This window comes from Nocardioides luteus (assembly GCF_015752315.1).
Taxonomy (GTDB): Bacteria; Actinomycetota; Actinomycetes; order Propionibacteriales; family Nocardioidaceae; genus Nocardioides.
Genome location: NZ_JADOVJ010000001.1, coordinates 2,045,686 through 2,064,060, shown reverse-complemented (window position 1 = coordinate 2,064,060; position 18,375 = coordinate 2,045,686). Strand labels below are relative to the sequence as shown.

The 18,375-nt window shown below is 69.3% G+C and carries 17 protein-coding genes; 9 read left to right on the top strand and 8 right to left on the bottom strand.

Going from position 1 to position 18,375, the window contains the following annotated elements:
* The first annotated feature begins 208 nt into the window (after window positions 1-208).
* Genes HD557_RS09875 through HD557_RS09865 form a run of 3 tightly spaced genes read left to right on the top strand, consistent with a single transcriptional unit; the run spans window position 209 to window position 2,848 of the window.
* The gene (locus HD557_RS09875; RefSeq protein ID WP_008357136.1) at window positions 209-1,171 is read left to right on the top strand and encodes an ABC transporter ATP-binding protein; all 963 of its coding nucleotides are present in this window, start codon (window positions 209-211) and stop codon (window positions 1,169-1,171) included.
* On the top strand, window positions 1,164-1,949 hold the full coding sequence (locus HD557_RS09870; protein WP_196873761.1) for an ABC transporter permease: 786 nt from the start codon (window positions 1,164-1,166) through the stop codon (window positions 1,947-1,949). Before HD557_RS09875 ends, HD557_RS09870 begins: the two co-directional genes overlap by 8 nt.
* Window positions 1,946-2,848, top strand: a complete 903-nt coding sequence (locus tag HD557_RS09865) for a COX15/CtaA family protein (RefSeq protein ID WP_231380242.1) — start codon at window positions 1,946-1,948, stop codon at window positions 2,846-2,848. Before HD557_RS09870 ends, HD557_RS09865 begins: the two co-directional genes overlap by 4 nt.
* A 169-nt stretch (window positions 2,849-3,017) precedes the next feature.
* Here the strand turns inward: HD557_RS09865 and HD557_RS09860 are convergent, their stop codons facing one another.
* Window positions 3,018-3,956 carry a heme o synthase gene (locus HD557_RS09860; RefSeq protein WP_008357142.1) on the bottom strand — a complete coding sequence of 313 codons (939 nt, stop codon included), beginning with the start codon at window positions 3,954-3,956 and terminating at the stop codon, window positions 3,018-3,020.
* Between the two features lie 171 nt (window positions 3,957-4,127).
* Between HD557_RS09860 and tkt the strand changes: the two genes are divergently transcribed.
* The 6 genes from tkt (at window position 4,128) to HD557_RS09830 (ending at window position 12,213) form a co-directional block, all read left to right on the top strand.
* Entirely contained in the window at window positions 4,128-6,239 is a 2,112-nt protein-coding gene (gene tkt / locus HD557_RS09855) for a transketolase (RefSeq protein WP_196873759.1), read from the top strand.
* A gap of 3 nt (window positions 6,240-6,242) precedes the next feature.
* Window positions 6,243-7,346: a transaldolase gene (gene tal, locus HD557_RS09850; protein WP_008357144.1), complete on the top strand. Its 1,104-nt coding sequence runs from the start codon at window positions 6,243-6,245 to the stop codon at window positions 7,344-7,346.
* A complete protein-coding gene (gene pgi / locus HD557_RS09845) occupies window positions 7,346-9,001 on the top strand; it encodes a glucose-6-phosphate isomerase (RefSeq protein ID WP_196873758.1) in 1,656 nt (551 codons plus the stop codon). Before tal ends, pgi begins: the two co-directional genes overlap by 1 nt.
* The gene (gene pgl / locus HD557_RS09840) at window positions 8,998-9,741 is read left to right on the top strand and encodes a 6-phosphogluconolactonase (protein WP_196873757.1); all 744 of its coding nucleotides are present in this window, start codon (window positions 8,998-9,000) and stop codon (window positions 9,739-9,741) included. Before pgi ends, pgl begins: the two co-directional genes overlap by 4 nt.
* 148 nt (window positions 9,742-9,889) lie before the next feature.
* Window positions 9,890-11,074 (top strand): endonuclease, encoded by a 1,185-nt coding sequence (locus tag HD557_RS09835; RefSeq protein ID WP_008357149.1) that lies wholly within the window; start codon window positions 9,890-9,892, stop codon window positions 11,072-11,074.
* A gap of 170 nt (window positions 11,075-11,244) precedes the next feature.
* Window positions 11,245-12,213: a type IV toxin-antitoxin system AbiEi family antitoxin domain-containing protein gene (locus tag HD557_RS09830; protein WP_196873756.1), complete on the top strand. Its 969-nt coding sequence runs from the start codon at window positions 11,245-11,247 to the stop codon at window positions 12,211-12,213.
* 127 nt (window positions 12,214-12,340) lie between these two features.
* Here the strand turns inward: HD557_RS09830 and HD557_RS09825 are convergent, their stop codons facing one another.
* The 7 genes from HD557_RS09825 to HD557_RS09795 all read right to left on the bottom strand — a co-directional run bounded on the left by HD557_RS09825 (window position 12,341) and on the right by HD557_RS09795 (window position 18,374).
* Complete coding sequence (locus tag HD557_RS09825; RefSeq protein WP_008357153.1) at window positions 12,341-12,700, bottom strand: RNA polymerase-binding protein RbpA; 360 nt, start codon at window positions 12,698-12,700, stop codon at window positions 12,341-12,343.
* Between the two features lie 131 nt (window positions 12,701-12,831).
* Window positions 12,832-13,062, bottom strand: coding sequence for a preprotein translocase subunit SecG (gene secG, locus HD557_RS09820; RefSeq protein WP_008357155.1), 231 nt, complete (start codon window positions 13,060-13,062; stop codon window positions 12,832-12,834).
* Between the two features lie 30 nt (window positions 13,063-13,092).
* Window positions 13,093-13,902: a triose-phosphate isomerase gene (gene tpiA / locus HD557_RS09815; protein ID WP_008357157.1), complete on the bottom strand. Its 810-nt coding sequence runs from the start codon at window positions 13,900-13,902 to the stop codon at window positions 13,093-13,095.
* Complete coding sequence (locus HD557_RS09810; protein WP_196873755.1) at window positions 13,902-15,125, bottom strand: phosphoglycerate kinase; 1,224 nt, start codon at window positions 15,123-15,125, stop codon at window positions 13,902-13,904. The genes tpiA and HD557_RS09810 overlap by 1 nt, the downstream gene beginning before the upstream one ends.
* 38 nt (window positions 15,126-15,163) lie before the next feature.
* Entirely contained in the window at window positions 15,164-16,162 is a 999-nt protein-coding gene (gap, locus tag HD557_RS09805) for a type I glyceraldehyde-3-phosphate dehydrogenase (protein ID WP_008357161.1), read from the bottom strand.
* A gap of 184 nt (window positions 16,163-16,346) precedes the next feature.
* The gene (whiA, locus tag HD557_RS09800) at window positions 16,347-17,333 is read right to left on the bottom strand and encodes a DNA-binding protein WhiA (protein WP_008357163.1); all 987 of its coding nucleotides are present in this window, start codon (window positions 17,331-17,333) and stop codon (window positions 16,347-16,349) included.
* 60 nt (window positions 17,334-17,393) lie between these two features.
* The gene (locus tag HD557_RS09795; protein WP_008357167.1) at window positions 17,394-18,374 is read right to left on the bottom strand and encodes a gluconeogenesis factor YvcK family protein; all 981 of its coding nucleotides are present in this window, start codon (window positions 18,372-18,374) and stop codon (window positions 17,394-17,396) included.
* Window position 18,375 lies beyond the last annotated feature (1 nt).

The following is an 18,375-nucleotide window of genomic DNA, read 5'->3' as shown; positions in this document are numbered from 1 at the left end:
GATTCCTGACCGGCTTGGTTGTTGCTCTTCTGAGCAGAAATTGTTTCTGAGACACCGCGTCATGGCCCCGGGGGCATCGCGTCTCATCCCCGCGTTGGCCGTCCTTCGGTGGGAGTTGGGCGGCCAACGTCCTGACAGACAGCTAAGAATCCACCGGATCGCAGCCACGCGATTGGGCCGCTGGCGTGCGCCTTCTTAGACTGCCGCCGTGGAATCTTCCGTCGCCCGGCCTGCTGTCGAGGTCCGCGACCTACGCATGAGCTACGGCGACAAGACGGCCGTCGACGGACTCACGCTGAGCGTCGCGGAGGGGTCGATCACGGCCGTGCTCGGCCCGAACGGAGCCGGGAAGACGACCACCCTGGAGACGTGCGAGGGCTATCGCAAGCCCCAGCAGGGCACGGTGCGCGTGCTCGGGCTCGACCCGATCGCCGACCGCAAGCAGCTGCTCCCCCGGATCGGGGTGATGCTGCAGGGGCAGGGCGCGTGGAGCGGCGTACGCGCCATGGAGATGCTCAAGCACATCGCCCGGCTGCACGCGCATCCGCTCGACGTCGACTACCTGGCGGAGCGGCTCGGCCTGGGCGAGTGCGGTCGCACCCCCTACCGGCGGCTCTCCGGCGGACAGCAGCAGCGGCTCGGCCTGGCGATGGCGCTGGTCGGCCGCCCGGAGCTGGTCTTCGTGGACGAGCCGACCGCGGGAATGGACCCGCAGGGGCGGCGTACGACCTGGGAGCTGCTGCGCGAGCTGCGCGCCGACGGCGTCACCGTCGTGCTGACCACCCACTACCTGGAGGAGGCCGAGGAGCTGGCCGACCAGGTGCACATCATCGATCGCGGCCGGATGATCGCCTCGGGGACCCCGCTGGAGCTCACCCGCGGCGGCGCGACCGCGACCGTGCGGCTGGTCGTGACCAAGCCGTTCCCGCCCGGTGCCCGCGAGTCCCTGCGCAAGGCGCTCGGCGAGGACACCGAGGTCGTCCTGCTCGACGAGCGTTCGATGCGGGTCACCGGCAAGGCCGACCCGACCACGCTCGCCAAGGTGAGCCGCTGGTGCGAGGAGAACGACGTCCTTCCGGAGTCGCTGACCCTCGGTCGGCGCTCCCTCGAAGACGTCTTCCTCGATCTCACCGGAGAGCTCCATCTCACGGACGGGGTCGAACATGTCTGAGGCAGGCGTCTTCATCCCGAAGCCAGGCGGCGCCCCGATCACCCGGCAGGTGGTCGCGCAGGCCCTGATGGAAGCGAAGCTGATGCTCCGCAACGGCGAGCAGCTCCTCCTGGCCGTCGTGATCCCGGTGATGGTGCTGATCGGCGGCGTCACCGCCGGCAACGCGATCGACCTCGACCTCGGCACCGACCGCGCACTGGTCGACATCCTGACCCCGGGCGTCCTCGCGCTGGCGATCATGTCCACGAGCTTCACCAGCCTGGCGATCGCGACCGGGTTCGAGCGGCGCTACGGCGTGATCAAGCGGCTCGGCGCCTCACCGCTCCCCCGGATCGGCCTGCTCGCCGGCAAGGTGCTCGCGCTGGGGTGCGTACAGCTCGTGCAGCTCTTCGTCATCGGCGGCGTCGGCCAGATCCTCGGCTGGACCCCGGCCGCCGGCTTCGGCACCGTCCTCGCCTTCTTCCTGGCCATCGCGACGGGCACCCTGGCCTTCGCCTCGCTCGGGCTCTTCGTCGCCGGCGTGCTGCGCGCGGAGGCGACCCTGGCCGCGGCCAACCTCATCTACCTGCTCCTCCTCGCCGGCGGCGCCGTTGTGCTGCCGCTGACCGCGTACGGCGCCTACGGAGACGTCGCCCGCTGGCTGCCCTCGGGCGCGCTGGGAGAGGCGGTACGCACCGCCTTCCTCGACGGCGTCCCGGCCTGGCGGGACCTCGGCGTACTTCTGATCTGGGCCGTCCTCGGCTCAACCCTCACAGCTAGGACCTTCAAGTGGGAATGACATCCACCGAACCCGCCACCGGCCCGGCTCCCTCGGCCAAGGACAAGGTCCTCGCCTGGCTCCGCGCCCACGCGTTCGGTCTGGCCGTCGCCAACCTGGTCGCCAACATCGGGATCGTCGTGACCGGCGCGGTGGTCCGGCTGACCGGCTCCGGCCTCGGCTGCCCGACCTGGCCCAAGTGCACCGAGGAGTCCTACGTGGCTCACGAGGCGCTCGGGATCAACGGGGTCATCGAGTTCGGCAACCGGCTGCTGACCTACGTCCTGGCCGCGATCGCCATCACCGTCGTCGTCGCCGTCTGGAACCGCCGGGGGGCCATCCGCAACCTGGCGATCGTCGTCGCCTGCGGCGTACCGCTCCAAGGGGTCATCGGCGGCATCACGGTGCTCACCGAGCTCAATCCCTACGTCGTCGCGCTCCACCTGCTCGCCTCGATGGCGATGGTCGGCCTGTGCGTCTGGCTCCTCGACGAGCTCCGCTCCCCCGAGCGTGAGGCGGCGCCTCGCAGCGTCCGCATCGCCTCGCTCGTCACCTTCGTCGTCGGCTGGCTCTCGCTCTGGCTCGGCACCGTCGTGACCGGCTCCGGCCCCCACTCCGGCGACCTCGACTCGCGCCGCACCGGCCTCGACCCGGCGCTGATGTCCCACATCCACGCCTACGCCGTCTACGCGCTCATCGCCGCGACCCTGGTCACCCTGTGGCTCGGCCGCAGGCATGCGTACGTCCGTCAGGTCACGGTCGTCCTGCTGGTCATCGAGCTCGCCCAGGGCCTGATCGGCTGGGTGCAGTACCTCACCGACCTCCCGGTCGTCCTGGTCGGCTTCCACATGCTCGGCGCCGCCCTGATCTCCGCCGGCCTCGCCCGCGTCGTCTGTTCCGTCCGCGCCCACGCCGCCTGACACCCTCGCCGAGGCGTCACTCCCGCAGGCCGAGAAGTCGTTCCTGCAGGTCGAAGCGTCACGCGCGCAAGTCGAGTGGGGTGCGTGTTGCCCACTCGGCCTGCGCTAGCGACTTCTCGGCCGACGTAGCTGACTTCTCGGCCGACGCGGGTGACGCCTCGGCGGGAGCTCAGCCGATCAGCGGGTCGACCGCGAGGGCTACGAAGAGCAGGCTCAGGTAGAGGTTGCTCGAGTGGAAGAGCTGCATCGGGCGGATCTTGGTGAGGTCCTCGGTGCCCTTGGCTCGCGCGTGCAGCTGGTGGGCCTGGACGAGGAAGACGGCGCCGAGGCCGATGGCGGCGACCGGGTAGAGCCAGCCGGTGGAGGCGATCGGCCACAGCAGCAGCGAGGTGGCGACCATGACCCAGGAGTAGGCCACGATCTGGCCGCCGACGTGGCGGGCGGACTTGACCACCGGCAGCATCGGCACGTCGACCTGCGCGTAGTCCTCGCGGTAGCGCAGCGCCAGCGCCCAGGTGTGCGGCGGGGTCCAGAAGAAGACGACCATGAACAGGATCAGCGGCTCCCAGCTCACCGAGTTGGTGACCGCGGTCCAGCCGATCAGGGTCGGGAAGCAGCCCGCGATGCCGCCCCAGACGATGTTCTGCGTCGTGCGCCGCTTGAGCAGCATCGTGTAGACGAAGACGTAGAAGGCGTTGGCGGCCAGCGACAGGCCCGCGGAGAGCCAGTTGACGAAGAACCCGAGCACCAGCACCGAGAGCACGGCCAGCACCGACCCGAAGATCAGAGCGGCGCGCGGGGTGACCACGTGCCGTGGCAGGGCCCGGCGTCGCGTACGCCGCATCTGCTCGTCGATGTCGCGGTCGTAGACGCAGTTGAAGACCGAGGCCGATCCGGCCGAGAAGATCCCGCCGACGACGGTGGCGGCGACGAGGCCGACCCCCGGAACACCCTGGGCGGCGAAGAACATCACCGGCACGGTGGTCAGCAGCAGCAGCTCGATCACGCGGGGCTTCGTCAGGGAGACGTACGCCGAGATGACATCGCGCATTGACGCGCGGTCGCTACGCTGGTCGAGGTCGGGGACCGGCTGTTCGACGTGCGTCACTGAGAAGATCCTTCTCGATCGGGTTGAGGCGTCACATGCGGCTCATACAAGCAGTTCACAGCATGCGGCTCGCAGTCTAACCCGGGGCGTGAGTAGGCTCGGATTCGGCAGCCCCCCACGGCCAGCCCAAGAACTTCCCATGTGGACTCCACCGATTTGAAAAGGCACCTCGTGAGCACCAAACCTGTACTCGAGTGGACCGATCTGGACAGCAAGGCCGTGGACACCGTCCGCGTTCTCGCCATGGACTCCGTGCAGAAGGTCGGCAACGGCCACCCTGGCACCGCGATGAGCCTGGCACCGGCGGCGTACCTGCTCTTCCAGAAGGTGATGAAGCACAACCCCGCCGACACCGACTGGCTCGGCCGTGACCGGTTCGTGCTCTCCGTCGGCCACTCCAGCATCACTCTCTACATCCAGCTCTACCTCGGCGGCTTCGGCCTCGAGCTCGGCGACCTGGAGAGCCTGCGCACCTGGGGCTCCCTCACGCCGGGCCACCCCGAGCGCGGCCACACCCGCGGCGTGGAGGTGACCACCGGCCCGCTCGGCCAGGGTGTCGCCAACGCCGTCGGCATCGCGATGGCCCAGCGCCGGCTGCGCGGCCTGCTCGACCCGGACACCCCGGTCGACCAGCCCAGCCCGTTCGATCACAAGACCTACGTCCTGGCCGGTGATGGCGACCTGCAGGAGGGCGTGAGCGGCGAGGCCAGCTCGATCGCCGGCACGCAGAAGCTCGGCAACCTGACGATGATCTACGACGCCAACCGGATCTCGATCGAGGGCGACACCAACGTCGCGTTCACCGAGGACGTCGCCGCCCGCTACCGGGCCTACGGCTGGCACGTCCAGGAGGTCGACTGGACCCACGACGGCACCGGCTACTCCGAGGACGTCCCGGCGCTCTTCGACGCGATCAACGCCGCCGGCGAGGTCACCGACCAGCCTTCGCTGATCGTGCTGCGTACGATCATCGCCTGGCCGGCTCCCAACGCGCAGAACACCGAGGCCGCGCACGGCTCGGCGCTCGGCGTCGAGGAGGTCGCCGCGACCAAGAAGGTGCTGGGCTTCGACCCGGACAAGACCTTCGACGTCGACCCCGAGGTGCTCGCCCACACCCGCAAGCTCATCGAGCGCGGCGAGAAGGCCGAGGAGGCCTGGCGTGCCGAGGAGGCCGCCTGGGCCGAGGCCAACCCGGAGCGCGCGAAGCTGCTCGAGCGGCTGCAGGCCGGGGAGCTCCCCGACGGCATCGCCGACGCGCTGCCGTTCTTCGAGGCCGACGCCAAGGGCATCGCCACCCGTGCCGCCTCCGGCAAGGTGATCAACGCCCTCGCGCCGGTGCTGCCCGAGCTGTGGGGCGGCTCGGCCGACCTCGCCGGCTCCAACAACACCACGATCTCCGGCGCGCCCAGCTTCGTGCCCGAGGACCGTTCCACCCACGAGTGGAAGGGCGACCCCTACGCCGGCCGCGTGCTCCACTTCGGCATCCGCGAGCACGCCATGGGCGCGATCCTCAACGGCATCGTGGCCCACTCGCCCACCAAGGCCTTCGGCGGCACGTTCTTCCAGTTCTCCGACTACATGCGCGGCGCCGTACGCGTCGGGGCGCTGTCCAAGCTGCCGGTGATCCACGTCTGGACCCACGACTCCATCGGCCTGGGCGAGGACGGCCCGACCCACCAGCCGGTCGAGCACCTCGCCGCGGTCCGGGCCATCCCGGGCCTCGACGTGGTCCGTCCCGCCGACGCCAACGAGACCGCCGCCGCGTGGCTCGAGGTGCTCAAGCACCACGACCGCCCGTCGGCGCTCATCCTGACCCGTCAGGCGTTGCCGACGTTCCCGCGCGGGGTCGACGGCTACGCGACCACCGAGGGTGTGGCGAAGGGTGGCTACGTACTCATCGACTCCCCCACCGGGACCGTCGACGTCGTGCTGCTCGGCACCGGCTCCGAGGTGCAGTACGCCGTCGCCGCCCGCGAGGAGCTGGCGAAGGAGGGCATCGGCGCCCGCGTGGTCTCGCTGCCCTGCCTGGAGTGGTTCGACGCCCAGGACCAGGACTACCGCGACTCGGTGATCCCGCCCGACGTCAAGGCGCGCGTCAGCGTCGAGGCGGGCGTGAAGCAGGGCTGGCGGGAGTACGTCGGCGACGCCGGCCGGATCGTCTCGCTGGAGCACTTCGGTGCCTCGGCGTCCGGGTCGCTGCTGTTCAAGGAGTACGGCTTCACCCCCGAGGCGGTCGTCACGGCCGCCAAGGAGAGCCTCGCCGCCATCAACAAGGGAGCATGAAATATGTCTGACCGTCTCAAGGCGCTGGCCGAGGCCGGCGTATCCATCTGGCTCGACGACCTCTCCCGTGAGCGCATCGAGACCGGCAACCTCGCCGAGCTCGTCAAGGAGAAGTCCGTCGTCGGGGTGACCACCAACCCGACCATCTTCGCCGCCGCGATCGCCAACGGCGAGCGCTACGACGAGCAGCTCCGATCGCTCGTGGCCGAGGGCAAGAACGTCGACGAGATCATCTTCGGCCTCACCACCCGGGACGTACGCAACGCCTGCGACATCCTCGCCCCGGTCGCCGAGGCGACCAAGGACGACGGCCGGGTCTCGATCGAGGTCGAGCCGACGCTGGCCAACGACACCGACGCGACCATCGCCTCCGCGAAGGCGCTGTGGGCCGAGGTCGACCGCCCGAACGCGCTGATCAAGATCCCGGCGACCCTCGAGGGCCTCCCGGCGATCACCGCCGTGATCGCCGAGGGCATCTCGGTCAACGTGACCCTGATCTTCTCGGTCGAGCGCTACCGCGCGGTGATGGACGCCTACCTGACCGGTCTGGAGCAGGCCAAGGCGGCCGGCAAGGACCTGTCCACGATCCGCAGCGTCGCCTCGTTCTTCGTCTCCCGCGTGGACAGCGAGATCGACAAGCGGCTCGAGGCCCTCGGCACGCCCGAGGCCAGCGCGCTGCTGGGCAAGGCCGCGGTGGCCAACGCCATCGCCGCGTACGCCGCCTTCGAGGAGGTCCACCAGAGCGAGCGCTGGACCGCGCTGGCCGACGCCGGCGCCAACGCCCAGCGGCCGCTGTGGGCCTCGACCGGCGTCAAGAACCCGGACTACCCGGACACGCTCTACGTCACCGACCTGGTCGTCGCCGACACGGTCAACACCATGCCCGAGAAGACCATGGAGGCCTTCGCCGACCACGGTGAGGTCAAGGGCGACGTCGTCACCGGCAAGGGCGACGAGGCCGCCGCGGTCTTCGAGTCGCTGCGCTCGGTCGGGGTCGACCTCGACGACGTCTTCGAGGTGCTGGAGACCGAGGGCGTGGACAAGTTCAAGGCCTCCTGGGTCGAGCTCGTCGACACCGTGAAGGGCCAGATCGAGGCGGTGAAGTAGTGAGCGGAGGCCCGGTCGACGCCACGACGACGGACGCTTGGAAGGCACTCACCGAGAGACGGACCGGCTTCGAGCCCGACCTGCGCTCGTGGTTCGCCGACGATCCCGGCCGGGCCTCACGCTTCACCTTCGAGGCGGCCGACCTCCACGTCGACCTCTCCAAGAACCTCCTCACCGACGAGCTCCTGGCCGACCTGCTGGCGCTGGCCGAGCAGGTCGGCCTGGAGGCGCGGCGTGACGCGATGCTCGCCGGCGAGCACATCAACGTCACCGAGGACCGCGCGGTGCTCCACACCGCCCTGCGGCTTCCCGCCGACGCGTCCCTGACCGTCGACGGCACCGACGTGGTGCCTGCGGTCCACGAGACCCTGAAGAAGGTCTACGCCTTCGCCGACCGGGTCCGGTCCGGGGAGTGGAAGGGCGTCACCGGCGAGCGGATCCGCACGGTCGTCAACATCGGCATCGGCGGCTCCGACCTCGGCCCGGTGATGGCCTACGAGGCGCTGGAGCCGTTCCGCCACCCGGAGATCGAGTGCCGGTTCATCTCCAACATCGACCCGACCGACGCGGGCATGAAGCTCAAGGGGCTCGATCCGGAGACGACGCTGTTCATCGTCTCCTCGAAGACCTTCTCGACGCTGGAGACGCTCACCAACGCCCGCCTGGCGCGCTCGTGGCTGCTCGACGCGCTCGGCGACGACGTGGACGCCGCCGACGCGGTGAAGAAGCACTTCGTCGCCGTCTCCACGGCGCTGGACAAGGTCGCGAACTTCGGGATCGACCCGGAGAACGCCTTTGGCTTCTGGGACTGGGTCGGCGGCCGCTACTCCGTCGACTCCGCCATCGGCACCTCGCTGGCGATCGCCGTCGGTCCGGAGGCCTTCGCCGAGTTCCTCGGTGGGTTCCACGCGATCGACGAGCACTTCCGCACGACTCCGCTCGAGCGGAACGTGCCGGCGCTGATGGGTCTCCTGAACGTCTGGTACGTCAACTTCTTCGATGCCCAGACCCACGCCGTGCTGCCCTACTCCCAGCTGCTGCACCGGTTCCCTGCGTACCTGCAGCAGCTGACGATGGAGTCCAACGGCAAGTCGGTGCGCTGGGACGGCACCGCGGTGACCTCGGCGACCGGTGAGGTCTTCTGGGGCGAGCCCGGCACCAACGGCCAGCACGCTTTCTACCAGCTGATCCACCAGGGCACCCGGGTCATCCCGGCCGACTTCATCGCGTTCGCCAACCCCGCCTATCCCCTCGCGGACGGCGACATCGACGTGCACGAGCTGTTCCTGGCCAACTTCTTCGCCCAGACCCAGGCGCTGGCCTTCGGCAAGACCGCCGAGCAGGTGCGCGCCGAGGGCACCGCGGAGAACATCGTCAACGCGCGGGTCTTCTCCGGAAACCGGCCGACCACCTCGATCATGGCTCCGTCGCTGACCCCCGGTGTGCTGGGTCAGCTGATCGCCCTCTACGAGCACATCACCTTCACCCAGGGTGTGGTGTGGGGCATCGACTCCTTCGACCAGTGGGGAGTCGAGCTCGGCAAGCAGCTCGCCCTGCAGATCAGCCCGGCCGTCTCCGGTGACGCGAAGACCGCCGAGCAGCAGGACACCTCCACCCAGTCCCTCATCGCCTACTACAGAGAGAAGCGAGCGTGACGACCCGCGACGGTCATCCCGAGTCACTCATCGAGGTCCACGACACCGCCGAGGCGCTGGCCTCCGCGGTGGCCGGGGAGTTCCTCAGTCGCCTGGCCGACCTGCAGGCCGCCGGCGACGTACCCACCATCGGCCTCACCGGCGGCACCATCGCCGAGGCCATCCACCGTGAGATCGCGCGTCTGGCTCCCGAGTCGGGCGTCGACTGGGGCGCGGTCGAGTTCTTCTTCGGCGACGAGCGCTACGTCGCCGCCGACTCCCCCGACCGCAACGCCGGCCAGGCTCGCGCCGCGTTCCTGACCGAGGTCGGCGTCCCGGACCACCGCATCCGCGAGATGCCGTCCACCGACTCCGGCCTGAGCGTCGACGAGGCTGCGGCGCAGTTCTCCGAGGACGTACGCAGCCACGGCTCGGGCGGCTTCGACATCCTGATGCTCGGCGTCGGCCCCGACGGCCACATCGCCTCCCTCTTCCCCGGCTTCCCGCAGCTCGAGGCGAAGGACGCGATCGCCGTCGGCGTGACCGGCTCGCCCAAGCCCCCGCCCGAGCGGATCACCTTCACCTTCGAGGCCCTGCGACGGTCCTCGACCGTCTGGTTCCTGGTCAGCGGCGAAGGCAAGGCCGAGGCGGTGGCCAAGGCCCACGCCGGCGCCCCGATCAGCGAGATCCCCGCCACCGGAGTCATCGGCACCAACGAGACGATCTGGTTCTTGGACCGCGCGGCCGCGTCCAAGCTCTGACCCCCTCCCGACTCGGCGCGACTGTCCCACCCGGAAGCGCCGAGTCGGCGCAAATGTCTCGGGAACTCCGTTACCCGGGTTGCTAACGGCAGGTAAATCTTTCCCGCAGCGGGTTCCCCGACCACCTGCCGACTGCCACCATCCGAGCATGTCCTTCAGCGCCTCTCGGCGGCTGCGCCTCACCCTGGCCAGCCTCGTTGCCCTCGCCCTGGCGAGCTTCATGGCGGTCGTCATCACGACCGCCCCGGCCCAGGCGGCCACGATCACCGTATCCACGGCGATCGCGACCCAGAACGGCTCGACGGCCACGGTGCGCGGCTACGTCGTCGGCCAGCCCACCGCGACCAACACCGTCGTGACCAGCAACTATCCCAACGACTATGCCCTCGCGATCGCCGACTCGGCTGCGGAGACCAGCACGTCACGGATGCTCTACGTGCAGATCCCCGACGCCTTCCGCAGCTCGTGGGGCCTGCGGTCCAACCCGACCCTGAAGGGCCGCCAGATCGATGTCACCGGCACCCTGACGGCGTACTTCTCCCACCCCGGGCACAAGAACGCCACCGCCTTCGCGTTCGCCGGGTCCACGCCGACCCCGACGCCCACCCCCACCACCAGCCCCACCCCGGACCCGAACATCCCGGCGGGCTACTACGACTCCGCCCAGGGCCTGTCCGGCTCGGCGCTGAAGTCGGCGCTGCACAACATCATCGACGGGCACACCACGATGACCTACAGCGCGGTGTGGGAGGCGCTGAAGGTGCTCGACCAGGACCCGAACAACTCCGCGAACGTGATCGAGTTCTACTCCGGGGTCTCCACCCCGAAGACCAACAACGGCGGCGACGCAAACAACTGGAACCGCGAGCACACCTGGCCGCAGAGCCACGGTGACTTCGGCACCAGCAACGGCCCCGGCACCGACGTGCACCACCTGCGGCCCGAGGACGTCACCGTCAACTCCACCCGGGGCAACAAGGACTTCGACCTCGGCGGCTCGGCCGTCGCGGAGTGCAGCGACTGCTGGACCGACTCCGACTCCTTCGAGCCCCGCGACAGCGTGAAGGGCGACCTGGCCCGCGGCATCCTCTACATGGCCGTTCGCTACAACGGCGACGACGGCTTCGCCGACCTGGAGGTCAACAACTCCGTCAACGGCGCGACCAGCTACCTCGGCAAGGTCTGCGTCCTCCTGGCCTGGCACAGCGCCGACCCCGTCACCACCGCCGAGCAGGCGCGCAACAACAAGATCTACTCGACCTACCAGCACAACCGGAACCCGTTCATCGACCACCCGGAGTACGCCGAGTCCATCTTCGGCGCCACCTGCTGACCCACCCCGCCGAGTCGGCGCGTCTGTCCCACGCAGAAGCGCCGACTCGGCACGTCAGTCCCGCTGGAACGACGCGAGTCGGCGCGTCAGCCCCACGTTGTCCACAGACTTTTCCACAGCCCGCTGATGTGCGGTGGCGGCGCCGGCGACGGGCTCCCAGACTCTCCGGCATGGACATCTACGAGATGCTGTTCAACGGAAGCCTCGGGAGCACCTTCCCGTTGCCGGCGACCGAGCCGTTCACCTTCAAGATGGCCCGCGAAGCCGGGATCTCACGGAGGCGGCTCGGCACGCTTCTCGAGACGGGCCTCGTACGCCGCCCTATCAAGGGCGTGTATCTGGCCACCGAGGTGGGCGACTCCCTCGCCGTCCGCGCCGCGTGCCTGAGGCTGGTCGCGCCCGCCGACTGCATCGTCGTCGACCGACATGCCGGCTGGCTCCTCGGAGCCGAGATGATCCTCGCGCCCGGCGAGCACATCAGCCTTCGCCCGCTCTCGTTCTTCCGCCCGGCCGGCCGCGGCCGTCTCCGCAACGACATCGCGAGCAGCGGCGAGCGCACCGTGGCGGACAGCGAGACCGACGAGATCGGTGGCCTGAGGGTGACCAGTGCGCTGCGTACGGCCTGGGATCTCGGTCGCGTCCGCTGGCCTGACGAGGCGATCGCCGGAGTCTCGATGATGCATCGACTCGGTGCGTACGATCCTGACGAGTTCATCGAGGGGATCGAACAGTTCCGCGGTCAGCGGTGGGTCACGACACTTCGGGAGATCGGCCCGCTGGCGGACGGCAGGTTCGAGTCGCCACCCGAGGCGGTGCTGGGTCTGCGCTGCCATCAAGCGCGGTTTCCCATGACGCCGCAGGTCGAGGTCTCTACCGTGACCGGGGAGTTCATCGCCCGTCTCGATCTGGGCAACGAGGACCTTCTCGCCGCCGTCGAGTACGACGGCGCGGAGTGGCACTCCTCCCCCGGCCAGCAGATACGCGACCGGGAACGGCGCCTGGACGTATGCCGTGAAGGATGGCTGGTCGAGGCGTTCACGAAGAACGATCTCTTCACGCGTACCGGAGACGCAGACGTACGCATCCGGCAACTGCACCATCGGGCCCTCCGCCGACGCGGTGGACGGCTCGCGAGCTGAACGGGGCAGTTGCGCCGACTCGTTCGCTTCAGACGGGACTGACGAGCCGACTCACGCGTCTCCAGCGGGACAAATGCGCCGAGTCGGCGCCTCTGCTTGGAGCAGATGCGCCGACTCGGCGGGTGTTTCAGAAGATGATCTCGCCGGACTTGCGGCGGGAGCGGAGCAGGGCGATGGCCTCCTCCAGGATGTCCTCGGCCTCGGCGTCGGAGCGGCGCTCCTTCACGTAGGCGAGGTGCGTCTTGTAAGGCTCGATCTTCGGCGCCGGGGGCGCATTCTCCTCGTCGAGACCCGCGGGCAGCCCGCACTTGGGGCAGTCCCAGGAGTCCGGCGGCGTCGCCTCGACGGCGAAGGTGATGACCGAGCGATGTGCGTTGGCGCAGAAGTAGGTGACGGCCTTTCGTGGCGCAGCTTCGCCGCGCTCCGCCTCACCCATCGGCCCAGCACCGACCCGGGAGCCCCGAATCGCGTTCCCTCCACCTGCCATGGTGCTGCGGTGTCCTCTCTCAACTTAAAGTTCGCAGCCCCGAGAGGCCACTTTGGGGGATCGGACGGCAAAATCTCCGTCCAGCGTCGATGAGTTTAGACGCTATCGCGCGTGCGCTGAAGGGGAATGTTTCAGTAGGCCATCAGCAGGCCGAGAGCGATCACACAGGCGAACCAGATCACGCCGATACCGATGGTCAGCCGGTCGAGGTTGCGCTCGACGACCGAGGATCCACCCAGCGAGCTCGAGACGCCACCGCCGAACATGTCGGAGAGTCCGCCACCGCGGCCCTTGTGGAGCAGCACGAGCAGGATCATCAGCGCGCTCGCGATGACCAGGATGATGGTGAAGAGAAGTTCCACGTCTGAAATCCTATCTAGAGGCCCTGAAACCTACAGCACCGGTAGGTCGTAGTAGCGCGAGATGGCGGCAAAGTCCTCCACCGAGAGGCTCGCACCGCCGACGAGCGCGCCGTCGACGTCGCTCTCCTGCATCAGGGCGGCCACGTTGTTGGGCTTCACGGAGCCGCCGTAGAGGATGCGTACGCCGCCGGCGATCTCTGCACCGTAGAGCTTCTCCAGGCGCTCCCGGATGCCGGCGCAGACCTCCTGCGCGTCCTGCGCGGTGGCGGTCTCCCCCGTGCCGATCGCCCAGACCGGCTCGTAGGCGATCACCACCTCGGCGACCTCGGCGTCGGTCAGACCGGCCAGCGAGGCCTCGGCCTGGCCGGTGCAGTGGTCGAGGTGGTTGCCGGCCTGACGGATCTCGAGGCCCTCGCCCACGCAGACGATCGGAGTGATCTTGTGCTTGAGCGCGATCTTGGCCTTCTGCGCGACGATCTCGTCGGTCTCGCCGTAGTGCTCACGACGCTCGGAGTGGCCCACGATCACGTAGGAGCAGCCGAGCTTGGCCAGCATCGAGGCCGAGACCTCGCCGGTGTAGGCGCCGGACTCGTGGGTCGAGACGTTCTGGGCGCCGTAGGTGATCCGCATCTTGTCGCCGTCGACGAGCGTCTGCACCGAGCGGATGTCGGTGAACGGCGGGAAGACCGCCACCTCCACGGCCCCGAAGTCGTGGCGCTTGTCGGAGAGCGTCCAGGCGAGCTTCTGGACCAGGACCACCGCTTCCTGGTGGTTGAGGTTCATCTTCCAGTTGCCCGCGATGAGCGGCGTGCGGCCCGCGGCCGCCTTCTTGGCCGCCATCAGCCGAGGCCTCCGACGACGGTCGACTCCTCGAGCACGGCGATGCCCGGAAGTGTCTTGCCTTCCAGGTATTCGAGCGAGGCGCCACCACCGGTCGAGATGTGGCCGAACTGCTCGTCGGCGAAGCCGAGCTGGCGGATCGCCGCGGCGGAGTCACCGCCGCCGACGACCGAGAGCCCGTCGACCGTGGTGAGCGCCTGGGCGACCGCACGGGTGCCCTCGGCGAACGCGGCCTGCTCGAAGACGCCCATCGGACCGTTCCAGAAGACCGTCTTGGCGCCGTCGAGGGCGGCCGCGTAGGTCTGGGCGGACTCCGGACCGATGTCGAGCCCGAGGGACTCGGCCGGGATCGCGTTGGCTGCGACCACGCGGGCCGAGGCCTCGTCGCCGAAGGAGTCGGCGACCACGATGTCGGTCGGCAGCAGGATCTCGACGCCGATCTCCTCGGCGCGCTCGAGATAGCCGAGCACGGTGAGGATCTGGTCCTCCTCGAGCAGCGACTGACCGACCTCGTAGCCCTGGGCCTTGAGGAAGGTGAAGACCATGCCGCCGCCGATGAGCAGCTTGTCGGCCTTGCCGAGCAGGTTGTCGATCACGCCGAGCTTGTCGGAGACCTTCGAACCGCCGAGGACGACCACGTAGGGACGCTCCGGGGTCTCGGTGAGCCGCTTGAGCACCTCGATCTCGGTGGCCACCAGGTCACCCTGCGCGCTCGGGAGCAGCTTGGCCACGTCGTAGACCGAGGCCTGCTTGCGGTGGACCACGCCGAAGCCGTCGGAGACGAAGGCGTCGGCCAGGGCGGCGAGCTCGGCGGCGAAGGTCGCCCGCTCGATGTCGTCCTTGCTGGTCTCACCGGCGTTGAAGCGTACGTTCTCCAGCAGGGCCACCTGGCCGTCGGCGAGGCCGCCGACGACCGAGCTGGCGGAGTCACCGACGGTGTCGGTCGCGAAGGCGACCTCGGCACCGAGCAGCTCGCCGAGGCGGGTCGCCACCGGCGCCAGGGAATAGGCCGGGTCCGGCTCACCCTTCGGACGCCCGAGGTGGGCGACCACGACGACCTTGGCGCCGGCGTCGGCCAGCGCCTTGATCGTGGGCACCGACGCACGGATCCGACCGTCGTCGGTGATCGTGGTGCCTTCCAGCGGGACGTTGAGGTCGGAGCGCACGAGGACTCGCTTGCCCGCGACTCCCTGCTCGATGAGCTGCGTGAGATTCAGAGACATAACGGGCTAGACACTAACCTGTGGCGAGCGCCGCTGGGTCACAGGCTCGCGCCAACGTACGCCACCAGGTCACCGAGCCTGTTGGAGTAGCCCCACTCGTTGTCGTACCACGCCGCGACCTTCACCTGGTTGCCGATCACCTTGGTCAGCGGAGCGTCGAAGATCGAGGACGCCGGGTTGGTGACGATGTCGGAGGAGACGATCGGGTCGGTCGAGTAGACCAGGTACTTCCCGTCGGCGGCCTTCTCCATGATCGAGTTGATCTCCTCGACCGAGGTCTCGCGCGAGGCCTCGAAGGAGAGGTCGACGATCGAGCCGGTCGGCACCGGCACGCGCAGCGCGTAGCCGTCGAGCTTGCCCTTCAGCTCCGGGAGCACCAGGCCGATCGCCTTGGCGGCACCGGTCGAGGTGGGCACCACGTTGAGCGCGGCGGCGCGCGCACGACGCAGGTCCTTGTGGATGTTGTCCTGCAGGTTCTGGTCGGCGGTGTAGGCGTGCACCGTGGTCATCAGGCCCTGGTTGATGCCGATGCCCTCGTGCAGCGCCTTCGCCAGCGGCGCCAGGCAGTTGGTGGTGCAGGACGCGTTGGAGATGACCGTGTGGGCCTCGGGGTCGTAGATGTTCTCGTTGACGCCGAGGACGATGGTGGCGTCCTCGTTCTTCGCCGGGGCGGAGATGATGACCTTCTTCGCGCCGCCGTTGTCGACGTGGGCGCGGGCCTTGGTCGCGTCGGTGAAGAAGCCGGTGGACTCGATCACGACGTCGACGCCGAGGTCGGCCCACTTGAGGTTGGCCGGGTCACGCTCTGCGTACGCCTTGATCTCCTTGCCGTCGACGACGATCGCGTCCTCGGTGGCGGACACGTCGGCGCCGAGCGGGCCGAGGATCGAGTCGAACTTCAGCAGCGTCGCGAGGGTTGCGTTGTCGCTGAGGTCGTTGACCCCGACGATCTCGATGTCGAGGTCGGAGGCGCGCACCGCGCGGAAGAAGTTGCGGCCGATCCGGCCGAACCCGTTGATGCCTACTCGAACTGTCACGTGGACTCCTGGTTCGCGTCGAAAGATTGTGCGCGGGATCACCCGCTGACGCCGACACTACCCAGCCCCTCTGAACAGCGGGAGACTGGGTTGGATCGTTCCAAAAGACGGACGAGTAGCAAACGGCCCGAGCCCCTCGATCAGTCGAGGGGCTCGGGCCGGTTTCAGGTCGTGAATGGTGCTCTCAGGCGTCCTCGGCGAGCATCTCCGCGGTCAGCGACGCCTCGGTGTCGGGGATCCCGAGCTCCTCGGCGCGCTTGTCGGCCATCGCCAGCAGCCGGCGGATCCGGCCCGCGATGGCATCCTTGGTCAGCACCGGGTCGTGCAGCTGGCCGAGCTCCTCCAGAGAGGCCTGCTTGTGCTCCAGTCGGAGCTTGCCGGCCTGGCGCAGGTGGTCGGGGATGTCGTCACCGAGGATCTCCAGGGCGCGCTCGACGCGAGCCCCGGCGGCGACGGCGGCACGCGCCGAACGGCGCAGGTTGGCGTCGTCGAAGTTGGCCAGCCGGTTGGCGGTGGCGCGCACCTCGCGGCGCATCCGGCGCTCCTCCCAGGCCATCAGCGACTCGTGGGCGCCCAGCCGGGTCAGCAGCTGGCCGATCGCGTCGCCGTCGCGGATCACGACGCGGTCCACGCCGCGCACCTCGCGGGGCTTGGCGGAGATGCCGATACGGCGGGCGACGCCGACGAGGGCCAGAGCCGACTCCGAACCCGGGCAGGTCACCTCCATCGAGGAGGAGCGGCCCGGCTCGGTGAGCGAGCCGTGGGCCAGGAACGCCCCGCGCCAGGCGGCGACGGCGTCGCAGGCCCCGCCCGAGACGACGGCAGGCGGAAGGCCCCGCACCGGTCGCCCACGCTGGTCGAGAAGGCCGGTCTGGCGCGCGAGCGCCTCACCGTCCTTGACCACGCGCACGATGTAGCGGCTGCCCTTACGAAGCCCGCTCGCCTGGATGAGAGCCACCTCTGCCTCGTGACCGAAGACGTCGGCGATGTCTCGCTTCAGCCTCCGTGCCGCCAGACCGGTGTCGAGCTCAGCCTCGACCACGATCCTGCCGGCCACGATGTGGATCCCCCCAGCGAACCTCAACGTCGAGGCAACCTCTGCCTTGCGGCAGCATGTCTTGGTGATCTGAGTGGAGGCCAGCTCGGCCTTCACCTGTCCCGTCATCGCCATGCCGGAGAGTCTTTCATTGATGTCAACGACCCTCGAATCGGTTCCACGTCCGGGGCCCCGCTAGCCCGCCCCGATCACCCTCGCGTACGCAGCGGCGAGCCGCTCCGGGTCGTGGCGAGGGGTCCCGTCGCCGACGGCGACGTCGGCGACCTCGACCTGCGCACCGCACTTCTCGGCGACCCGCGACAGCTCGTCGAGGCCGTCGAGGGAGGAGTCGACGAGGACGGTGTGGATGCGGAGGTCGGGGGCGTGCTCGAGGAGGACCGAGAGGTGCTCAGCCGGGCCGAAGCCGGTCGTCTCCCCTGGCTGCTCGCCGAGGTTGAGCACCACCACGATCTTGGCGGAGGTGGCGACCAGGGCCTCGCGCAGGGCGCGGACCATCAGGTGCGGCAGCACGGAGGTGAACCAGGAGCCGGGCCCCAGGAACACCCACTCCGCCTCGCGGATGGCCGCCACCGCGTCGGGGGCGGCGGGCGGGTTGTCGGGGATGAGCCGGATCGACTCGATCATCCCGTCGGTGCTGGCGACCTCGACCTGGCCCTGCACCGAGGTGAGGGCATCAGGAGATCCGGGCACCAGGCCGCGTACGTCGGCGACGATGTCCATCGGCACCAGCGCCATCGGCAGGACCCGGCCCTTAGCGCCCAGCAGGCGGCCCACCCAGTCGAGCGCCTCGACGTGGTCACCGAGCTGCTCCCACAGGCCGACGATCAGCAGGTTGCCGAGGTTGTGGCCGCGCATCTCGCCCTCGCCTGCGAAACGGTGCTGCAGCACCTGCGCCCAGGTGTCGTCCCAGCGGTCGGCGCCGCACAGGGCGGCGAGCGCCATCCGCAGATCACCGGGAGGCAGCACCCCGAACTCGCGGCGCAGCCGGCCGCTCGAGCCACCGTTGTCGGCGACCGTGACGATCGCGGTGAGCTGGTCGACGGTCAGGTCGTCGACCAGCAGTCGCAGCGCGCTCAGCGACGCGTGAAGTCCGTGCCCTCCCCCCAGGGCGACGACAGCCTGGGCATCTGCCCCGGGTCGGTCGGCCCCGGCCACT

Bases quoted from the DNA above. Each gene is read 5' to 3' on its own strand.
- HD557_RS09810 (WP_196873755.1), bottom strand. From the start codon at position 15,125: ATGTCTCTGAATCTCACGCAGCTCATCGAGCAGGGAGTCGCGGGCAAG.
- tal (WP_008357144.1), top strand. From the start codon at position 6,243: ATGTCTGACCGTCTCAAGGCGCTGGCCGAGGCCGGCGTATCCATCTGG.
- HD557_RS09825 (WP_008357153.1), bottom strand. From the start codon at position 12,700: ATGGCAGGTGGAGGGAACGCGATTCGGGGCTCCCGGGTCGGTGCTGGG.
- HD557_RS09865 (WP_231380242.1), top strand. From the start codon at position 1,946: ATGACATCCACCGAACCCGCCACCGGCCCGGCTCCCTCGGCCAAGGAC.
- HD557_RS09830 (WP_196873756.1), top strand. From the start codon at position 11,245: ATGGACATCTACGAGATGCTGTTCAACGGAAGCCTCGGGAGCACCTTC.
- whiA (WP_008357163.1), bottom strand. From the start codon at position 17,333: ATGGCGATGACGGGACAGGTGAAGGCCGAGCTGGCCTCCACTCAGATC.
- HD557_RS09835 (WP_008357149.1), top strand. From the start codon at position 9,890: ATGTCCTTCAGCGCCTCTCGGCGGCTGCGCCTCACCCTGGCCAGCCTC.
- tpiA (WP_008357157.1), bottom strand. From the start codon at position 13,902: ATGGCGGCCAAGAAGGCGGCCGCGGGCCGCACGCCGCTCATCGCGGGC.
- HD557_RS09870 (WP_196873761.1), top strand. From the start codon at position 1,164: ATGTCTGAGGCAGGCGTCTTCATCCCGAAGCCAGGCGGCGCCCCGATC.